This is a genomic window from Thermoleptolyngbya sp. PKUAC-SCTB121, assembly GCF_016919485.1.
GTDB lineage: Bacteria > Cyanobacteriota > Cyanobacteriia > Elainellales > Elainellaceae > Thermoleptolyngbya > Thermoleptolyngbya sichuanensis.
Genome location: NZ_CP070366.1, coordinates 3,545,956 through 3,564,575, shown reverse-complemented (window position 1 = coordinate 3,564,575; position 18,620 = coordinate 3,545,956). Strand labels below are relative to the sequence as shown.

Below are 18,620 nucleotides of genomic sequence, written 5' to 3'. Positions count from 1 at the left end.
CGTTCTTCCCTCCTCCCTCTTCGTTCTTTCCATCAACACGCCACCCACTCTCAGCAACCGTCCTGCTGACCTCAGCGGGGACGGAGTTTGCCAGCCGGCGCGACTACCCAGCCCCGATGGGGGAGTTTGCCGCCCTGAAGCGTGGGCAGATAGATCCCGGCCCAGGCGGCGAAAAGCATGGCGGCCAGCGAATCTATCGCTGATTCTGGAATTCCCCACAGGGCGGCAACACTACCTGCCCGATGCGCCTGCCCGCGCCACGTAGCGGGCAGTCCGCTGCTGCCGTTCCTAGCCCCACAGAATGCGCCCACCAGTGCACAGGTCAGCGGTGAGGGGCTGATTTGCGCGGTCCGTCGCAGGGCGATCGCCGCATCGTTCGGCGTAGACAAAAAGCAGTAAAGCGCCAGACAGAGCGGCAAATACTCTGCTGGCGTTTCGGCGAACAGGGTATGACGGGCGATCGCCGATGAGTCTTGCTGAGCCGCGATATGCACCCGCTGAAGCGCAGTCGTCAGATCCGGCGCAATGGGCATCAAATCTTGAGCAGCGATCGCCCGCTCGATCAGCACCTGGGGCGGCTGGTCGGCGTGCATCGCCTGCGACACCAGTTCCCCAACGGCCAGCGCCACCGACTGTGACGACGCAGGCGCATCCAGCCGCTGCAAGTGCGATCGCAATTGTTCGGGATGGTCATGCGTATAGAGCGCCAAGGGCAACGTGGCGATCGCCAGCGCGGCAGGATTACCCAGAATTGCCGACGGCAGCGCCACCGACTGCTGGGGCCGATGAATCAACCCTTCGCCCAGGCTTAGCATAGATTTCCCCAGCCCTGCCGCTAGATCAGGTGGCGAGTCATGCGGCGCAGGCGGATCAAAACCCCAGCGCTCGACCTGCCGCCAGTCCGGCTGTCCCTGCGCCTGTGCGTTTGCCCCTAGCACCTGGCCCAGGGCCGCCCCCAGCAGCGCCCCCCGATACTGATTCAGCAGGCGATCGCCCATTCGCGTCTTTCCCCCACCGCTCCCACAGCCCTCATCGCATTTGGGCTAGCGGGCAGAACTCTTGGACGATCCCGACAACCCAATGCGATCGCTCAACTGGCGCAGCGTCCGCGACAGTTCCACATCGGTTTCCTTGAGCTGAGCAATTTTCTCACAGCTATAGAGGACGGTCGTATGATCCTTGCCGCCAAACACCTCGCCAATCTTGGGCAGGCTGAGGTCGGTGTGCTGCCGCATTAGGAACATGCCCACCTGACGCGCAATGCTGATTTCACGGCGACGGGAACTGCCCTTCAGGTCTTCGATGGGCACGTCAAAGGTTTCCGCCACAGCCATCATCACGGCCTCTGGAGAAGCCTCGATCTGTTCATTAGACGGGTTCAGCACGGGCGCAATGGTTTCCACAGCCATCGGCAAGCCCGAAATCGACACATAGGCCACCGCCCGAATCAGGGCCCCCTCCAGTTCGCGAATGTTGGACGTGTAGCTAGCGGCGATGTACTCGATCACCTCGCGGGGCAGGCGCATATTTTCGTATTCCGCCTTCTTTTGCAAAATGGCCATGCGCGTTTCCAAATCCGGCGGCTGGATATCGGAAATTAGCCCCATCGAGAAGCGAGAGCAAAGTCGCTCTTGCAGGCGGGGAATCTGACTGGGGGGGCGATCGCTCGCCAGCACCACCTGCTTCCCCGCTTCATACAGCGTATTGAACGTGTGGAAAAACTCTTCCTGCGTGTACTCCTTGCCCTCAATAAACTGGATGTCGTCAATCAGCAGCACATCCACCAGACGATATTGCTCCCGAAAGCTCTGCATGTTGTCTTTGCGAATCGCCGTAATCAGGTCGTTGGTGAATTGCTCCGTAGACACATAAAACACCCGCGAGTCGGGGTCGATTTCCTGGCGATAGTGCCCGATTGCCTGCATCAGGTGCGACTTGCCCAGCCCCACCCCGCCACAGAGAAACAGCGGGTTAAACTCGCGCCCCGGCGACTCGGCCACCGCCAGCGAGGCCGCATGGGCCATGCGATTGTTTGCCCCCACCACAAATCGAGAAAAGACATAGCGCGGGTTGAGGTCTGAGGGCTTGGGGCGCTGCTTAGGCGTGGTCGATGGCTCGGTCAGCGCCTCCGTAGGCATGGGCCACAGCATGTCTCCCGGATCGGCCATGCCTTCCCCGTCTTCTCCGTGGCGCACGGTGATCTGAATCTCGACCGGATGCCCCAGCAGTTCTTCAACAACCTCGTGAATGATTTTTAAGTAATGCTTTTGCAGCCAGTTGCGGGCAAAGGGGTTGGGCGTGCAGATGACGAGAGTGTTTTCGTCCAGTTGCTCTGCGGTGGCAGACTTGATCCAGGTTTCAAACGTGGGGCGGCTCAGCTTCAGCTGGAGCTGCTCCAATACTTCTGTCCAAAAGGTTTCTAGCACGACTTCCACGTTTGCTCTTCTCCCAGGTGAATTGCCCAAAATGCAGCGACCCTACCCTGACGGTTGCAGACTGACACATTGCAGCCTGAGATGTTGCAGGTCTAGACGATTCCAGACTGAACAACACCCAGCGCTCCCTCAGCAGTTCGGACTTGGCAGATGGCAGCTAGCGAGGTATCAGGTCTCTGGGTCTCCATAGGATCTCTCAGGCTCTCTCTAGAGCGACAGCTCTAGACAGGGCAACAGCCCCAAACAGGGCAACAGCCCCAGAACAGCCCCAGAGACAGCAGCACTGGCCGCAGGCAGTTCGCCCAAAGCCAGCCCCTCTTTTTTACCAGCTTAACTAGACTACTAGATGTGCTGTGAGATTGTTATATAAATTCCATATATAGGGATTGGTGAATAAACGCAAAAAACTGTATGCCTTCATCAAGAACTGTAGCCTGTGTTTTCTTGACACGCCGCTTCTGGAAAAATCTTGTAACGCTGCCGATCGACCCGTGAGGTCGTGCCCTATGGTACGCGGCCCGTCCTTGACCTGAAATCCCTGGCTGGCAGGACTCCGCTTAACACGTTTGAAAATTAATTAAATTATTAAAAACCCATTGACCCAATGCCCATCTATCTGTTCTGGGGGGATGACGAATACGCCATGCAGCAGGCCGTGAAAGATCTGCGCGATCGCACGCTTGATCCCAACTGGGCCAGCTTTAACTACGACAAGATTCCCCCAGAGCAGCCCGACGGCGTGATCCAGGCGCTCAACCAGGCCATGACTCCCCCCTTTGGCATGGGGCAGCGGCTGGTCTGGCTAGCGGAAACGACCCTCTGCCAGCGCTGCTCAGAAGACCTGCTGGCGGAGCTATCGCGGACGCTGCCAGACATCCCCGACAGCACCGTGCTATTGCTGACCAGCAGCAGCAAGCCCGACGGCCGCGCCAAATCCACCAAGCTGCTGCAAAAACATGCCGAGATTCGCGAATTTGCGGCGATCGCCCCCTGGCAGACCGACCAGATCGTACAGCGCGTGCGCCAGGTGGCCCAGTCCACAGGCGTAAAGCTCACCCCTGGCGCGGCCCAACTGCTGGCCGAGGCGATTGGCAATGATACTCGCCGACTGCACAACGAGCTAGAAAAGCTGCACCTCTTTGCAGGCAGCAACAAGCCCATCGACGAAGGGGCGATCGCCCTATTGGTCAGCGCCTCTGCCCAAAACAGCCTGAAGCTGGCCGAGGCGATTCGCTTGGGCGATACGGGTCGCGCCATTGCTTTGGTTGCCGACCTGTTTGCCCGCAATGAACCTGCGCTGCGAATCGCGGCGACGCTGGTGGGGCAGGTTCGCACTTGGCTGTGGGTCAAGCTCATGACCGAATCGGGTGAACGAGACAACGCGGCGATCGCCCGTGCCGCCGACATCGCCAACCCCAAGCGCATTTACTTTTTGCAGCAAGACGTGCGGGCGATCGCCCTCTATCGATTGCAGCAAAGCCTGCCGCTGCTGCTCCAGCTCGAAGCTGGGCTAAAACACGGTGCAGACGAGCGCGTGCTGATGCAAAGCAAAGTCATTGAACTCTGTCAGGTGTTTAGCGGCACCGGCCAGCGCAGCTAGGGCCTCGTCGGGCAACCGGCCAAAAACCTACTCGCATCAAAAAATATGGGGCATCCTTCTAAAACTTGGGCGAACTTGGGCGATCGCAGGAACAACCCTCGCATAAAATAATTCAGAATAAGCGGATGGCTAAAACAGGCCACGCCTAACATTAACCATTCTTCCTTGTGTTTACAGGCTTGTTCAAAACTCCTATGACTCACTTTTTGATTCCTTCTCGACCAAAGCGCCGCCTCACCATGCCGCTGCTGGCGGGTGCGCTGTCTCTGGCGGGGCTGCTGCTGGGCTGGGTTCCCGATGTTCAGGTCTCGACGGGTTCCGTCAAACTGAGCAACGCAGCCCTGGCGCAGGCAGCCGTTTCTACTGGCGAAATTCGCAGCTATGCGGCCTCCGTGCTAGAAATCGAACCTTATCGACAGCAGGCAGTGCAGGCCATTCAAAGCGCAGGCGCACCCCTACCCTCGCTGATGTGTACCCAATCCAACGACCTCCGCAGTTTGCCCCGCAATATCCGCCAAATTGTGGCAGACTTTTGCACCCAGTCTGTTACGGTGGTGCAAGGCAATGGCATGACCATTGGACGGTTCAACGAGATTACGGCAATGCAGCAGAGCAATCCCAACCTCGCCGCCCAGATTCGTCAGGCCATCGTTGAGATTCGTCGTCAGCGCTAAACCTCGTCATCAAAAGGGACGTTAGAGCCAATGCCACGCTTCCAGCCTTACACCTTGCAAATGCAGATTAGCCGCATGTTCCAGGATGGACAGGGCTTTTTTGCCACCACCAAAGTGCAAGACTGGCTGCGAGAGCGCAACGAAAACCCGGATGATTACGAGATCTCCTTCCGCCAGTATCCGGCCCCCCCGGAGTCTGGCCTGGTGATGATGACTGATGTAGAACTGCGCCGCAAAGACGGCCAGCCTGTGGACGAGTGGCTGCAACAGGAAGTGAATCGACACGGCTGAGCGAACGCTCCAAAGCCAGGGCAGCAGCGCCAAGGACTGTCAAACCTGGAGCCTGCGCCAACGTGTCGTTAAATGGTTGTGAAATGGTCGTGATGATCCGTGATGGTCATTAACGTGATGATCGTTATCGTCGTTACCGTCGTCAAACAATTGTGAAATAGTTGTGAACTAGTTGTGGGGCAAACGCCCCAGCCCCCACGACCGCCCGACGGCCACCCGATCGCCCCTTCTCTGGTTTGCGCCATGCGTCTTGTGTTTTTTGGTACGCCGCAGTTTGCAGTGCCCTCGCTAGAGCGACTGCTCGGTCAGCCCGGCGTTGAGGTGCTAGCAGTGGTGACTCAGCCCGACAAGCGACGGGGGCGCGGCAGTGACCTAGTTCCATCTCCCGTCAAGGCGATCGCCCTCCAGCACGACCTGCCCATCTGGCAGCCAGCCCGCATCAAAAAAGATGCCGAAACCCTGGAAAACCTGCACCGCACCCAGGCCGACGCGTTCATCGTCGTCGCCTACGGACAAATCCTGTCCCTCGAAATTCTTGACATGCCCCGCCTCGGCTGCATCAACGCCCACGGGTCACTGTTGCCCAAATATCGCGGGGCTGCGCCAATCCAGTGGAGCCTGTATCATGGCGAAACCGAAACGGGGATCACCACCATGCTGATGGATGCAGGCATGGACACTGGGCCTATGCTGCTGAAGGCCACCACGCCCATCGGCTGGTTTGACCATGCCCACGATCTCGCCACGGTGCTGGCAAAGCAGGCAGCCGACCTGCTCATCGACACGCTGCTAGGGCTAGACCAGGGCAAGGTTCAGCCCATCCCGCAGGACGACGCGCAGGCCACCTACGCGCCGCTGATCCAAAAGCAAGACTATTGGCTGGACTGGAACCGGGGGGCGATCGCCCTCCACAACCAAGTGCGCGGCTTCTACCCAAACTGCCTCACCCACTTCCGCGGGCAGCCGCTCAAGGTACTCTCCACGGTTCCTCTCACCACAGCCCCAGACTTGCCCATCCCCGACTCAGTTCAGTCCCTCCGGGCAGACTGGCAGCCCCACCTCGCCGCCCCCGAAGCCCCCGGCACAATCGTCGGACTGCTCAAACATCACGGCGTTTTGGTGAACACATCGGATGGGCTGCTGCTGCTGCTGATTGTGCAGCCGTCTGGGAAACGCCCCCAAAGCGGCTGGGACTGGGCCAATGGAACCAGACTGGCGATCGGCGATTCTTTCACCTCTTCACCTACCTGATCCCCAGCGCTGACCCCGACGATCCGACTATCTATCCGACCACCTACCTATCCGACCGCGCAGACTCCTCAAACAGGGCCACCTGCAAAATCGCTGAACCCTCTGCGCTGAAGGCTTTGCAAGGTCTTTGAATTGCCTATCCAAGAATTGGCTATCTAAAATCGCCAATCCAAAATCCAAAATCCCGATCCCGCTGTCCTAACTCAGCCTTGCCGTACATTCCAGGATCATCTTTTGATTTTCCAGCGCGTAGGGCTGAATCTCCAGCGCTTGCCGGAAGGCGTGAATAGCTGCCATATATTGTTTCAGCGCCATGTGGCAGAGTCCTTGCCCATGCATTGCGCCAAAGTGAATCGGGTTTAGCGCCAGCACTTGCTCACAATCGGCCAGAGACTTTTGATACTGTCCACAGATGTAGTGCAGCACGGCCCGACGGTTCCAGGCTTCGGCAAAATCGGGCAGGTCAGCAATTACATCCGTCAAGACTTGCTCTGCATGGCCATATTCGCCTGCATCGATGAGCGTCTGGCTGCGCTCTAGCAGTTCTAACCCTCTTGCACCCTTTTGCGTAAACCAGAGCCGCCAAAGCTCATGCGTAGCAGCATCGCGAATTGATTCATCAGGATCTTTCAAATTCTCCAATAAAGATTGAATCAAGGTGTTGTCCATGACTAAACAGGGATTAAAGGTCTTGATTGAGATCAACATCCGCAGTCGAGGAAGCTTGCAGACGGCCAGGCAGTCAACCTTTAGCATCGGTGCAGCGGGACTGCATTAAGGGAAATTGCATCAAAGGAGCTGAATTAAGATCGGCTTTGCCGAGAGCAACGAGGATTCTTCGGAGCAGATTGCCAGTCTGGTCTGTGAGTCAGGCTTAGTCAGGCTTCGTATCTCAAGCCTCTGGATCAGGCTTCTGTATCCGTTATCCTGCATCTTTAAACTTTTGTCTGCCTTAAAATACGCTAGATGCACCTGCGGATGCTTGAAAAGCATTGACCTGCAAGGGATGCAGGACTCAGATTAACTTTCACTAAACAGTTCTTTACAAATGGGCTGTACTTGACTTTTCGGCTTGCAGTGTAGCCTTTCGTGAGGGCGATCGCCCTGACCAAACAGGTAGAAGACCGAGAATATCGCCCCACTCTAGAGATAGAATCCTCGCAAAATCCTTGCAATGGAGCAGGGCGAGTGGGGAAATTCCTTAAAGTTGCTCACTCTTCACTTTGACAAACGTCCACTCGATTTGACGTATATCTCTGGTTAGAAATTTCGTCCTAGCTGTACTAGCTGTACCTTCAGCGTCTACCTCGACCGCAGCACTTGTCGCTGAAACTCTTGCAGGTTTTGCATCAGGGGCGTTCCAGCAGCGACGGTCTGCATCCAGCGCCCCACATTGTTAATCGGACGGCCGATGGTGCGCTGAAGCACCTGCACCACCAGCCAGCCCAGCGCCCCGCACCAGAATGCCTGCCAGGTGTCGATGCCCAGCACGGTGGTCATACCCGTCAAAAACGCCAGAAACGTCCAGATTGACAGCAGGATGTAGATGGGCACGCCGAAATAGGGCAGCGCCACCCAGAGGCTGAGCAGTTGCGGCGCGTAGGCAAGGCTGAGCGTTAGCCCAACCTGTCGCCAACTGGCATCTGAAGTAAACAAAAGATGCTGGACGACCAGCGTACTGGCTCCCCAAAACAGCCAGCCAAAGGCAAACAGCAGCGTGCTGATTAGCAGGCTAATGACAAATCGCAAGGGGCTGACTCGGTTGATAAACAGGATGATGCTCTGGGCTAGGGACTGCGAGAAGGCAGCCAGCAGGATGACGCAGAGGGCGATCGCTTCGCCATCGGGTGAGGCTTGTAGGCGTAGGAAGCTCTGGGGATCAAGGGCGATCGCCCCTCTAACCAGGTCCAGAAATAGCGAAAACCAGGATGGCATCATGCGATCTACCGATCTCGATCTACCGAATCTATAGAAACCCAAAAGAAACCCGAATTTTGAAGAAGTCTAAAGCTTTAGAGACATACTCTCAGGTTTTGGCAATTCCTAAGCAATTCCTAAATTTCTACAAAGCCTTGTTGTAACAATACTTTGGCGTGATGAGGAATACATGCTCCACTCATTTCACATTGCATAATACTCTCAAAAACGTAGCCTGTTGTTACGAATTGGTATGCGAGTCTAGCAACAGGATAAGCAATGTGGGCTGTCGGGATAATCCAGAAGTTCTGAAAATTCTGACGCATTTGAGCAGTTGGCTTGGCTGTCGGTTCTTTGAGTTAGTTTGCTGTTCGGGCACGAGCATCATCAGGTCTTTAGGCAGCTCCTCTAGGATTTTATGAGTACTATTTCAACTATTTCAACAGACTTAACGGAAGCAGCGTCGAAGTCCGATATGAAGTCCAATATAAAGGGCGATCGCCCTGATACGCTTCCCCGCGTGGTCATCGTCGGGGGAGGGTTTGCTGGCATCGAGGCAGCGCGGGCCCTAGCTCGCTCTCCGGTGCAGGTAACGGTGATCGACCGCACCAATCATCACCTGTTTCAGCCGCTGCTGTATCAGGTGGCGGCAGCGACGCTTTCACCCAGCGATATCGCGTCCCCGATTCGTCAAATTTTGCGATCGCAAAAAAACGCAACCGTTGCCATGGCCGAGGTGACGGGCGTTGATCCCGAACGGCAGTTGGTCTTCATGGGCGATCGCACGATGCCCTACGATTATCTGGTTTTGGCGACGGGCGCACAGCAGACGTATTTTGGCAAAGACGAATGGGCGGCGATCGCGCCAGGGCTAAAAAGTGTGCTGGATGCTGTACAAATTCGTGATCGCGTCCTGCGCTCCTTTGAGCAAGCCGAACTTCAAGGCGACGCGCAGCAGTGTTCCGATATTCTGACGTTTGTGCTGGTGGGCGCAGGCCCTACAGGGGTAGAACTGGCGGGCACCATTGCCGAAATGGCTCGGCTGACCCTCAAATCAGAGTTCCGCCGCATTGATCCCGCCTGCATCCGCGTCATCCTGGTACAAGCCGGCCCGCGCATTTTACCTGCCTTCTCAGAACATCTCTCCGCCGAAGCGCAAAAAGCACTGGAAAGCCTCGGCGTAGAAGTGCGGCTGAATTGCCGGGTTGAAGATATCGACGAGGGCGGCGTAACGGTAGCTGGAGAACGGATTCCCTGCCGCAACGTCTTTTGGACGGCTGGGGTGCAGGCATCACCCGCAGGCAAGTGGCTCAACGCCGAGACGGATCGGGCGGGACGGGTTACAGTAAAGCCAGACCTCTCGGTGCCGCAGTATCCCAACGTGTTTGTGGTCGGAGACACCGCCCATATGGAATCCGACGGCAAGCCCGTTCCGGGCCTGGCCCAGGCAGCCATGCAGAGCGGTCGCTATGCAGGACAGGTGATCGATGCCCGCGTTTGCGTCAAACCCGCACTGCCCCCTTTCCGCTACGTGGATCTGGGCAGCATGGCTACCATCGGGCGCAAGTTTGCCGTAATGCAGGTCGGCAACATTCAGTGGAGCGGGCTTCCGGCAAAGCTGGCTTGGCTCGTGGTTCACATTGCCGTGCTAAATCAGCTTGAGAATCAGCTTTCGGTGCTGCTGCAATGGACCTGGACCTACTTGACCCGTGAGCGGGGTTCTCGCATTATCACAGTACCCGTGGGATCGTCGCTCACTTCTCAAGCCTTGCCCCAACCTATTTCAGATGCATCTGGGGTTGCCTGAATCCTGAAACTGCAAGCCGTGGCAACCGACCGGTTGAAACCGCAAGTTGAAATCACAGGTTGAAACTACAAGTGGGTTTACGATCGTCTTTCAATTTTCTTGACTGTTCTTTCATTTACTGTTTTTCCAACAGTCTGCCCCCGATCCTGGTTTACATGTCCGGAGAACGCAATGGATTTGATATTTGCGATGCTTAAAATACCTCCACTGCTGACACTCATCTGGTTTCCGCCAGTCATGCAGTTCAGCTTGCCTCCACTGAACGACCACAACCTGCCCTATCCCGACACCATGCATCCCATCGTGGTTCACTTTGTGATTGCGATGGCGCTGTTTGCAGTGTTGTGCGATGCGATCGCCTTTTTCACCAAAAACACCCGCCTCTATGAAGTGAGCTGGTGGAACCTGTTTTTTGCCACGCTCTCAATCTTTATCGCCATTATCTTTGGACAAGTCGAGGCAGGGCTGGCAGAACCCTACGATGCCGTAGTGCCCGTGCTAAATGCCCACACAGTTCTGGGCTGGTCGCTGTCGGCAATTCTGGCAGGCATGACAGCGTGGCGTTTCATCCTGCGATCGCGCGATCCCGGAAAACTGCCAATGCCCTACCTGGGCGCGGGGCTGGTGCTGGCGGCGCTGGTGTTTGTGCAGGTCTACCTGGGCGACAAGCTGGTATGGGTCTACGGACTGCATACCGTGCCCGTAGTTGAGGCAATTCGCGAGGGAGTGCTGTAAATGAATCCAGAACTCCTCGAGCAGCTTGGGTCACAGCTTGGCCCCAACGGATTGCCCTACAGCATTCCAATCCACCCCAACCTGGTTCACATCACCCTAGGTCTGTTCATCATCGGCATCGCCTTTGACTTCGCCGGAGCCTTCTTCCCGCTAGAAAAGTCCATCCTCAAGATGCTGTCGCTGACGGCAGTGCGCTCCAACTTTTTCGACGTGGGTTGGTACAACGTGCTGGCCTCAGCGATTGTTACCTTCTTCACCGTGGCAGCCGGCTTCTACGAAATCATGCTGGCAACGCCAGAAGCAGGCGTGAAAAGCGCCTGGGGTCTGGAAGCGATGCCCACCATGCTACTGCACGGGGTGGGCGGCGTGTTTTTGCTGGCGATTATTGTCGGCATGGCGGTGTGGCGCGGATTCCAGCGCTTTGCTTGGCGCAAGGACATGGGTCGCCAGGTGCAATGGAGCTACCTACTCGCAGGCGTTGCAGTGCTGGGCATTATGTTTGTCCACGGCACGCTAGGCGCACAGCTAGCCGCCGAGTTTGGGGTTCACATTACCGCCAGCGAGCTGCTGCGGGCAGGACAGGATCCCAACCTATTGCTGAAGTAGTAGCTAAAGTTAAGCTGCTGAAGTTAAGCTGCTGAGACAAGCGCGAAGGAGACACGATGAACCTGAAAACCATTGCCGGAATCGGAGTGTATATCGCGATTCTGGTGGCAACCAGCATTTGGGTTGGGCAGCAGGCCTATGGCTGGTTGCCGCCCCAAGCCTCGGCCGAATCCATGCTGATCGACGACCTATTTAGCCTGTTCTCTGCCATTGGCGCATTCATTCTGCTGGGCATCACAGGGCTGGTGCTTTATACCGTCTTCACCCAGAGCGTCAGCCGCTTCGACACCAGCGACGGCCCCCACATGGAGGGCAACGTCAAATTAGAAATCTTCTGGACGGCAGTGCCGCTGCTGCTGGTGTTTTTTCTAGCGGCCTACAGCTACCAGACCTATCAGCAGATGGCCGTGCGCGGGCCGATGGATCTGGTTCACCTGCACCACATGCCAGGCACCACGCCTACAGCCTACGCTGCAGATCTAGAACCCGAACCCGTCGAGGAGGTAGAGGTCTACGCCAAGCAGTGGGCCTGGTCATTCCGCTATCCCAGTGCGGGCGTAGTCAGCGCCGACCTGCATCTGCCCGTCAACAAGCGCGTGCGCTTGCGGATGACCGCAGATGAAGTGATTCATGGCTTCTACGTGCCCGCCTTTCGACTGAAGCAAGACATCATGCCCAAGCGCACGACGGAGTTTGAGTTTACGCCTGTGCGCGAAGGCACCTATCGGCTCAACGACTCCCAGTTCAGCGGCACCTATTTCGCCATCATGACGGCCAATGTAGTAGTGGAGTCGCCCGATTCCTATCGCCAGTGGCTCGCCAGCGCCGCCGCTCAGCCTGCTGTCCCCGCCGAAAACCCCGCCTACTCGGAATACACCAATAAGCGGCTGAAGCGCTTTGGCGGATGGAAAACGATCGCCCCCGCACCGCCGCCACTGGTCAATGCACTGGCAGAAGGCTAACTGGAAGAGTCGGGGAGAGAAGAGAGCGATATAGCCCCGCAAGGCCAGTCCCCAAACCCGTCTCCAGACTCTTACCCTTCCAAAATCTGAAATCTAAGATCCAAAACCCAAAATCTAAAATCCTCCACTCGCCCCCACAGTTACCCCAGGCAGATTCATGACAAACGTCCCCGTTGAAGGAATTGCAATTCCCGACATTGCCCATCCCGAACCGCAAAACAACTGGCGGAAATATTTCAGCTTCAGCACCGACCATAAGGTCATCGGCATTCAATACTTGGTCACGTCCTTCGTCTTTTTTCTCATCGGTGGCTTGCTGTCGATGGTGATTCGAGCCGAACTGATTACGCCCCAGGCAGATCTGATCGATCGCACGCTGTATAACAGCATGTTCACCATGCACGGCACGATCATGATCTTTTTGTGGATCTTTCCGTCGCTGGTGGGGCTGGCAAACTATCTTGTGCCGCTGATGATCGGGGCGCGAGATATGGCCTTTCCCCGGCTGAACGCAGCCGCCTTCTGGATGGTGCCCATCTTCGGCATCCTGCTGATGACCAGCTATTTCTTGCCCGCAGGCACGGCACAGGCCGGCTGGTGGTCCTATCCCCCCGTCAGCACTCAAAACCCAACCGATAGCATCATCACGGGTGAATTTGTCTGGATTCTCGCCGTGGCGATTTCCGGTGTGTCTTCCATCATGGGCGCGGTTAATTTCGTGACAACAATTGTGCGGATGCGGGCACCAGGAATGACTTTTTTTCGGATGCCTGCCTATGTGTGGACGGTGTTCAGCGCCCAGATCATTCAGCTTGCTGCATTGCCTGCACTGACGGCGGGTGCAATCATGTTGCTGTTTGACGCAGCGGCGGGTACGGCCTTTTTCAATCCCGATAAAGGCGGCAACCCAGTGCTGTTCCAACACTTCTTCTGGTTCTATTCGCACCCAGCGGTTTACGTAATGGTGTTGCCCATCTTCGGTGTGTTCTCAGAAATATTTCCGGTCTATTCGCGTAAGCCGCTGTTTGGCTACAAGGTGGTGGCTGTGTCGTCGCTGCTGATTACAACAGTCAGCGTGCTGGTTTGGGTTCACCATATGTATGCCAGTAACACACCGGGCTGGATGCGGATGCTGTTTATGGCAACGACAATGCTGGTGGCAGTGCCAACCGGGATTAAGGTGTTTGCCTGGGTTGCCACTATCTGGAAGGGTAAGCTGCGGCTAGACACACCCATGCTCTTTTGCCTGGGAGCGCTCATCATGTTTGTGTTCGCAGGAATTACAGGCGTAATGCTGGCTTCTGTACCGATTGATATTCATGTGAATAATACCTACTTTGTGGTAGGTCACTTTCACTACATTGTGTACGGCACGATTACGATGGGCATGTTTGCTGCCATCTATCACTGGTTCCCCAAGATGACCGGACGCATGTATTACGAGGGACTGGGTAAGCTGCATTTTGCCCTGGCATTTATTGGGGTAAATCTGAACTTTTTCCCAATGCATCCGCTGGGCCTTCAGGGGATGTTGCGGCGTGTCTCCTCCTATGAGCCGGAGTATGCTTTTTGGAATGTGGTCGCTAGTATCGGGGCGTTCCTGCTGGGGATGTCTACGATTCCGTTCATTTTGAATATGGTGGGTGCTTGGGTGCAGGGCAAGCCTGCGCCAGACAACCCCTGGCGGGCGATCGGGCTGGAATGGCTGGTGTCGTCGCCGCCCCCGGTTGAGAACTTTGAAGAACTGCCCATTGTTGTGTCTGGGCCCTACGGCTATGGCAAGTCTGATCCGCTCGTGGAAAACGCCGCTGCTCTCAAAGAGGGCTAGGCTGGGCTGCGTGGACTAGCCTATTTACTGGCTCATACTGGCTCATTCGCCGATTGTTCATTCTCTGACCCCTTACCCGCCTATGGATAGCTCTATCTCAACCGAAAAACTGGATGGGGCGATCGCCCCCCACACTGCCCACGCCCACGAGGAAGACCACGCGGGCAATAGTATGTTTGGCTTCATCATCTTTCTGCTGTCGGAAAGCGTGATTTTCCTCAGCTTTTTTGCGGGCTACATCCTGGTGAAAACAACCACCCCCAACTGGCTTCCCGAAGGCGTTTCGGGGCTGGAGGTTTCAAAGCCTGCCATTAATACCTTTGTGCTGGTGTCCAGCAGCTTTGTCGCCTATTTCGCCGAGCGAGCGCTGAAAAAAGATAATCTGCTGGTGTTTCGGCTGCTGTGGCTGCTGACGATGGCGATGGGTGCATACTTCCTGGTGGGGCAGGCGATCGAGTGGAGCGAACTGGAGTTTGGCTTTTCCGATGGCGTGTTTGGCGGGCTGTTTTACCTGCTGACGGGCTTCCACGGGCTGCACGTCTTCACGGGCATTTTGCTGATGGGCATTATGCTGTTCAAATCCTTTGTGCCTGGAAACTACGCGGGTGGACACACGGGTGTCGATGCGACCTCGCTGTTCTGGCATTTTGTGGATGTTATTTGGATTATTCTGTTCATTCTGATCTACATCTGGCAGTGATGCTTTGGCGATGTCCGAAGGAACGGATATCGCATCCATTAAGACCCATATTCGGGAACAGGTCGAGCAGTCAATTCCGAAATCAACGGGGCGACGAGGAGTAACGCATGATTATCGACGACGCGCATTATGACGTGATTATTGTGGGAACGGGGGCAGGCGGCGGCACGCTGGCTCGAAAACTCGCGCCCACGGGTAAGAAAATTCTGATTCTGGAACGCGGCGACGTGATGCCGCTGGAGGAACAGAACCGCAGCAACGTCGATATTTTCAAAAAGGAACTCTATCACGCGCCGGAGCAGTGGTTTGACATTGCGGGTGAACCCTTTGCGCCCCAGACAAAGTATGCTGTCGGCGGCAACACCAAAATCTACGGTGCTGCTTTACTGCGAATGCGAGAGCGTGACTTTGAAATGGTGACGCATCACGAGGGCGTGTCGCCAGAATGGTGCGTGAAATACGCTGACTTTGAGCCGTACTACACCGAAGCGGAGAACCTCTATCAGGTGCATGGGGCTGTGGGAGCCGACCCCACCGAGCCGCCCCACAGCGCCGACTATCCCTATCCCGCCGTAGGGCACGATCCGCAGATTGAGGAAGTGATTGGGGCGATCGCCGCTCAGTCCCTTCATCCTGCCTCGCTGCCAATGGCGCTGACCCGCCAGACCGACGACCCCACCAACGACTCCGAAGTCAGCGGCATCAATCCTGCCCTTCAGCATCCCAACGTCACCCTGAAAACGAGCGCAACGGTCACCTCGCTGCACACCAACCCCTCTGGCAGAGAAGTAAAAGCGGTTGAAGCCGAAATCGGCGGGCAGCCCTATCTATTTTTGGGCGACATCATTGTGCTGGCCTGCGGTGCGATTAATACAGCGGCAGTGCTGCTGCGGTCATGCAGCGAAGCCTGTTCGCAAGGGCTGGCCAATAGCTCTGGGCTGGTGGGGCGCAACCTAATGAAGCATCGGCTATCGTCGGTGGTGCAGCTTTCCAAGCTCAACAGCGGCAAGTTTCAGCGCAGCGTCTACGTCAACGATTTTTACTGGGGCGAAGAAGGATTTGACTACCCAATGGGGCACATTTATAACACGGGCGGCCTGCTGCAAGACATTATCTTCGCAGAGTCGCCGCCTGTGCTGTCGGTGCTGGCCAAGATGATGCCGGGGTTTGGGCTACAACAGATGGCGACCCGCTCCATTGGCTGGTGGGTGCAGAGCGAAGACCTGCCCAGCGCCGACAACCGCGTGCGCGTAGACAGCAAAAAGCTTTACGTCGAGTATACGCCGAACAATACCGAACCCCATGAGCGTTTGGTTTATCGCTGGACAGAGGTGCTGAAAACGGCGGAAAAAGGCATGGACAAATCGCTACTCCAGATGAGCGGTCGCCATCCCAGCGGGGAAATGCCGCTGTCAGTGGTGGCTAACGCCTGCGGCACCTGTCGCTTTGGGGAAGATCCGGCGACCTCGGTTCTCAATCCCGACTGTCGCGCCCACGATGTCGATAATCTCTACATTGTAGACGGCAGCTTCTTCCCGTCGATTTCCGCCACCAGTCCGGCGCTGACGATTATGGCCAACGCGCTGCGGGTGGGCGATCGCCTGATCGAGCGCCTAAAATAAGCACCTGAAATAATCGAGTGATTAGAGTGACTTCAGACCAAAGCTGGTGACAGGACTCGAACCTGCGACCGGCTGATTACAAATCAGCAGCTCTACCAACTGAGCTACACCAGCGATCGCCCTACATCATAACATTGCCGTTTGGCAGTTGGGGCAGATTTTTGGGCGGGAACCATCAGGTCAGCCAGTCGAGAAACGTGTTAGCTAGGATGGCAGCTTGCGTGCGATCGCGCAATTCCAGGCGGTTCAGAATATTGGTGACGTGGTTTTTGACCGTGCCCTCCGAAATGTAAAGCGCCTTGGCAATTTCGCGGTTGCTGGCTCCCTGAGCAACGAGAACTAGCACCTCGCGCTCGCGGGGAGTGAGGCTGGAGAATCCGTCGGGCGGGGCAAGGGCGGGCGCGGGCGACGGCGCAACCCGGGCCAGCAGTTTCGGCAAAATGCCAGGACTAATCTGGGTGTAGCCCTTGTGGGCAGCGCGGATGGCTTCGGCTAGATCTTCTGAGGGCGTGTCTTTGAGTAAGTAACCCGTCGCGCCGTTTTGCAGGGCAGCGGTGACATATTCCTGATCGTCAAATGTGGTGAGAATCAGGACTTTGGTGCTGGGAAACTGACGGGCGATCGCCTCTGTCGCAGCCACGCCATCCATCACAGGCATCCGAATGTCCATCAGCACCAAGTCAGGATGCAGTTGTTCAACCTGCTGCACTGCAACCTGACCATTTTCTGCCTCGCCAATGATCTGCAAATCAGCTTCCAGTTCAAGCAGTGCTTTCATGCCCTGACGAATCAAATGCTGATCATCTACCAGAACGATCCGAATCATGGAACGATCCTCTCTAGCGGAATGTGAACCGTAATGGTGCAGCCCTGTCCTGGAGAGGTTTGCAGGTCAAAGATGCCACCCAGCGACTCGGCCCGTTCGCGCATACTCTGTAGCCCAAAGCCCGTGCGATTTTGAGCTGGGTCAAAACCCACGCCATCATCCTGAATCAGCAGGTGCAGCGTCGCAGCCGTATCCTGCAAATCCAGCAAAATTTGCGAGGGCCGGGCGTATTTGCAGATATTGGTAAACGCCTCTTGCACAATGCGATAGAGGCTGGTGGAGAGATCTGGGGGCAGGGGGGCATCGAGGTGAATTTGGCAGATTGGTGCGACCCCTGTGACCTGTTCGACATTGCGGGCAAGGAGGGCGATCGCCGCTTCTAGGGACTGCTCCTGCAAGGGATCGGCCCGCATCGTCGCCACAGACTGCCGCACGTCCTGAAGCGCCGTAGAACCCAGCACTTTCGCCTCTTTCAAAAACTGATGCGCCCGCTGCGGGTCGCTCTGCCACAGTTTTAGTGCGCCTTCCACTTGCAGGTTCAGTGCCGTCAGCGAGTGCCCCAGCGAGTCATGGATTTCGCGGGCGATACGGCTGCGCTCTTGGGCCATGGCCAGCTTTTCCACCCGCAGCGCATAGTTTTGCAATTGGGCATTGGCGGCCGTCAGCTTTTCGCGGCTTTGGCGCTCCGTCAGCAGCGCATCCACCAGCAGCAGCAAAAAGACCAGCGTCAGCCCCAGCAGCAGCGCCGAGCTATAGGCAAAGCTCCAGGCAGGCAGCCCCCGTGGGCGATCGCGCCAGTTGATCGGAATTCGATCCGCCAGTTCCCGCAAGCGCTGCGTCAAAATCGCCAGAAACAGCCCGTAGGCAATGCCCGTCGTCATCAGGCGGCCCGGCAGCGCAAAGATGAGGCAACTCCTCAGCGCAAACACCACAACGAGAAATGAAAACAGCCGCATTTCCCGCAAATCGCCCGCCGTTGCCAGCAAAATCAGCACTCCCTCTAGCAGCACAAACCCGATGCGCGTAGCCATCTGCCCCGTAGGCAGCCGCAGCCCCATCAGCCCAAAGCCTACGATGCAGGCAATATCCAGCGGCGACACCCAGCTAAAGGGCGGCTCTGGGCTAACCCCCCGTGGCATCCTTGGCCCCGGAAACAGCGGCCCCACCAGTTCGCTCAAAAAGGCGATCGCCAGTAGGCTCCATTCCAGGTACAGCAGCAGTCGCAGGGGGTGGTTGGCAGGGTGGATCGGGCGGGGTTCGGCGGGAGACATGGGGGAAGAGGGAAGAACGAAGAGGGGAGAAGGAAGAACGAAGAGGGGAGAACGAAGAACGAAGAGGGGAGAACGAAGAGGGAAGAACGAAGAAT

General features: G+C 56.6%; 17 protein-coding genes and 1 tRNA gene. 11 read left to right on the top strand and 7 right to left on the bottom strand.

Annotated features, from left to right (window positions below; all coding sequences use genetic code 11):
* Positions 1-71 precede the first annotated feature (71 nt).
* Complete coding sequence (locus JTM80_RS14700) at positions 72-998, bottom strand: ADP-ribosylglycohydrolase family protein (RefSeq protein WP_172357128.1); 927 nt, start codon at positions 996-998, stop codon at positions 72-74.
* Positions 999-1,043: 45 nt separating this feature from the next.
* A complete protein-coding gene (dnaA, locus tag JTM80_RS14695) occupies positions 1,044-2,435 on the bottom strand; it encodes a chromosomal replication initiator protein DnaA (protein ID WP_205369691.1) in 1,392 nt (463 codons plus the stop codon).
* Positions 2,436-3,039: 604 nt separating this feature from the next.
* On the opposite strand from dnaA, the gene holA reads away from it, so the two are divergent.
* The 4 genes from holA (at position 3,040) to fmt (ending at position 6,251) form a co-directional block, all read left to right on the top strand.
* Positions 3,040-4,035, top strand: coding sequence for a DNA polymerase III subunit delta (holA, locus tag JTM80_RS14690; RefSeq protein WP_205369690.1), 996 nt, complete (start codon positions 3,040-3,042; stop codon positions 4,033-4,035).
* A 194-nt stretch (positions 4,036-4,229) separates the two neighbouring features.
* On the top strand, positions 4,230-4,709 hold the full coding sequence (locus tag JTM80_RS14685) for a DUF4168 domain-containing protein (protein WP_205369689.1): 480 nt from the start codon (positions 4,230-4,232) through the stop codon (positions 4,707-4,709).
* 30 nt (positions 4,710-4,739) lie between these two features.
* Positions 4,740-5,000 (top strand): hypothetical protein, encoded by a 261-nt coding sequence (locus tag JTM80_RS14680; RefSeq protein WP_068515540.1) that lies wholly within the window; start codon positions 4,740-4,742, stop codon positions 4,998-5,000.
* A gap of 243 nt (positions 5,001-5,243) precedes the next feature.
* Entirely contained in the window at positions 5,244-6,251 is a 1,008-nt protein-coding gene (gene fmt / locus JTM80_RS14675; protein WP_172357136.1) for a methionyl-tRNA formyltransferase, read from the top strand.
* Positions 6,252-6,449: 198 nt separating this feature from the next.
* Here fmt and JTM80_RS14670 read toward each other — a convergent pair whose 3' ends face one another.
* Complete coding sequence (locus JTM80_RS14670) at positions 6,450-6,920, bottom strand: tetratricopeptide repeat protein (protein ID WP_172357138.1); 471 nt, start codon at positions 6,918-6,920, stop codon at positions 6,450-6,452.
* A gap of 633 nt (positions 6,921-7,553) precedes the next feature.
* A complete protein-coding gene (locus JTM80_RS14665) occupies positions 7,554-8,189 on the bottom strand; it encodes a hypothetical protein (RefSeq protein ID WP_172357140.1) in 636 nt (211 codons plus the stop codon).
* Between the two features lie 454 nt (positions 8,190-8,643).
* Here JTM80_RS14665 and JTM80_RS14660 point away from each other — a divergent pair, with 454 nt between their 5' ends.
* From JTM80_RS14660 to JTM80_RS14630, 7 genes are all read left to right on the top strand, one after another.
* On the top strand, positions 8,644-9,975 hold the full coding sequence (locus JTM80_RS14660) for an NAD(P)/FAD-dependent oxidoreductase (RefSeq protein WP_205369688.1): 1,332 nt from the start codon (positions 8,644-8,646) through the stop codon (positions 9,973-9,975).
* 189 nt (positions 9,976-10,164) lie between these two features.
* A complete protein-coding gene (locus JTM80_RS14655; protein ID WP_255548769.1) occupies positions 10,165-10,710 on the top strand; it encodes a DUF2231 domain-containing protein in 546 nt (181 codons plus the stop codon).
* Positions 10,711-11,316, top strand: a complete 606-nt coding sequence (locus tag JTM80_RS14650; protein ID WP_172357146.1) for a DUF2231 domain-containing protein — start codon at positions 10,711-10,713, stop codon at positions 11,314-11,316. It begins immediately after the preceding gene.
* A gap of 56 nt (positions 11,317-11,372) precedes the next feature.
* Positions 11,373-12,278 carry a cytochrome c oxidase subunit II gene (locus tag JTM80_RS14645; RefSeq protein ID WP_172357148.1) on the top strand — a complete coding sequence of 302 codons (906 nt, stop codon included), beginning with the start codon at positions 11,373-11,375 and terminating at the stop codon, positions 12,276-12,278.
* A 157-nt stretch (positions 12,279-12,435) separates the two neighbouring features.
* On the top strand, positions 12,436-14,106 hold the full coding sequence (ctaD, locus tag JTM80_RS14640) for a cytochrome c oxidase subunit I (protein WP_172357150.1): 1,671 nt from the start codon (positions 12,436-12,438) through the stop codon (positions 14,104-14,106).
* 82 nt (positions 14,107-14,188) lie between these two features.
* Positions 14,189-14,806 carry a heme-copper oxidase subunit III gene (locus JTM80_RS14635; RefSeq protein WP_205369687.1) on the top strand — a complete coding sequence of 206 codons (618 nt, stop codon included), beginning with the start codon at positions 14,189-14,191 and terminating at the stop codon, positions 14,804-14,806.
* A 107-nt stretch (positions 14,807-14,913) separates the two neighbouring features.
* Positions 14,914-16,428, top strand: a complete 1,515-nt coding sequence (locus tag JTM80_RS14630; RefSeq protein ID WP_205369686.1) for a GMC oxidoreductase — start codon at positions 14,914-14,916, stop codon at positions 16,426-16,428.
* Positions 16,429-16,469: 41 nt separating this feature from the next.
* On the opposite strand, the gene JTM80_RS14625 is transcribed toward JTM80_RS14630, so the two are convergent.
* The 3 genes from JTM80_RS14625 to JTM80_RS14615 all read right to left on the bottom strand — a co-directional run bounded on the left by JTM80_RS14625 (position 16,470) and on the right by JTM80_RS14615 (position 18,525).
* Positions 16,470-16,542, bottom strand: a tRNA-Thr gene (locus JTM80_RS14625).
* A gap of 61 nt (positions 16,543-16,603) precedes the next feature.
* Positions 16,604-17,254, bottom strand: a complete 651-nt coding sequence (locus JTM80_RS14620; RefSeq protein ID WP_172357156.1) for a response regulator transcription factor — start codon at positions 17,252-17,254, stop codon at positions 16,604-16,606.
* Positions 17,251-18,525, bottom strand: coding sequence for a sensor histidine kinase (locus tag JTM80_RS14615; RefSeq protein WP_172357158.1), 1,275 nt, complete (start codon positions 18,523-18,525; stop codon positions 17,251-17,253). Before JTM80_RS14615 ends, JTM80_RS14620 begins: the two co-directional genes overlap by 4 nt.
* Positions 18,526-18,620 lie beyond the last annotated feature (95 nt).

Coding starts and splice junctions, on each gene's coding strand:
- JTM80_RS14700 (WP_172357128.1), bottom strand. CDS start 998: ATGGGCGATCGCCTGCTGAATCAGTATCGGGGGGCGCTGCTGGGGGCG.
- holA (WP_205369690.1), top strand. CDS start 3,040: ATGCCCATCTATCTGTTCTGGGGGGATGACGAATACGCCATGCAGCAG.
- JTM80_RS14685 (WP_205369689.1), top strand. CDS start 4,230: ATGACTCACTTTTTGATTCCTTCTCGACCAAAGCGCCGCCTCACCATG.
- JTM80_RS14680 (WP_068515540.1), top strand. CDS start 4,740: ATGCCACGCTTCCAGCCTTACACCTTGCAAATGCAGATTAGCCGCATG.
- fmt (WP_172357136.1), top strand. CDS start 5,244: ATGCGTCTTGTGTTTTTTGGTACGCCGCAGTTTGCAGTGCCCTCGCTA.
- JTM80_RS14670 (WP_172357138.1), bottom strand. CDS start 6,920: ATGGACAACACCTTGATTCAATCTTTATTGGAGAATTTGAAAGATCCT.
- JTM80_RS14665 (WP_172357140.1), bottom strand. CDS start 8,189: ATGATGCCATCCTGGTTTTCGCTATTTCTGGACCTGGTTAGAGGGGCG.
- JTM80_RS14660 (WP_205369688.1), top strand. CDS start 8,644: ATGAAGTCCAATATAAAGGGCGATCGCCCTGATACGCTTCCCCGCGTG.
- JTM80_RS14655 (WP_255548769.1), top strand. CDS start 10,165: ATGCTTAAAATACCTCCACTGCTGACACTCATCTGGTTTCCGCCAGTC.
- JTM80_RS14650 (WP_172357146.1), top strand. CDS start 10,711: ATGAATCCAGAACTCCTCGAGCAGCTTGGGTCACAGCTTGGCCCCAAC.
- JTM80_RS14645 (WP_172357148.1), top strand. CDS start 11,373: ATGAACCTGAAAACCATTGCCGGAATCGGAGTGTATATCGCGATTCTG.
- ctaD (WP_172357150.1), top strand. CDS start 12,436: ATGACAAACGTCCCCGTTGAAGGAATTGCAATTCCCGACATTGCCCAT.
- JTM80_RS14635 (WP_205369687.1), top strand. CDS start 14,189: ATGGATAGCTCTATCTCAACCGAAAAACTGGATGGGGCGATCGCCCCC.
- JTM80_RS14630 (WP_205369686.1), top strand. CDS start 14,914: ATGATTATCGACGACGCGCATTATGACGTGATTATTGTGGGAACGGGG.
- JTM80_RS14620 (WP_172357156.1), bottom strand. CDS start 17,254: ATGATTCGGATCGTTCTGGTAGATGATCAGCATTTGATTCGTCAGGGC.
- JTM80_RS14615 (WP_172357158.1), bottom strand. CDS start 18,525: ATGTCTCCCGCCGAACCCCGCCCGATCCACCCTGCCAACCACCCCCTG.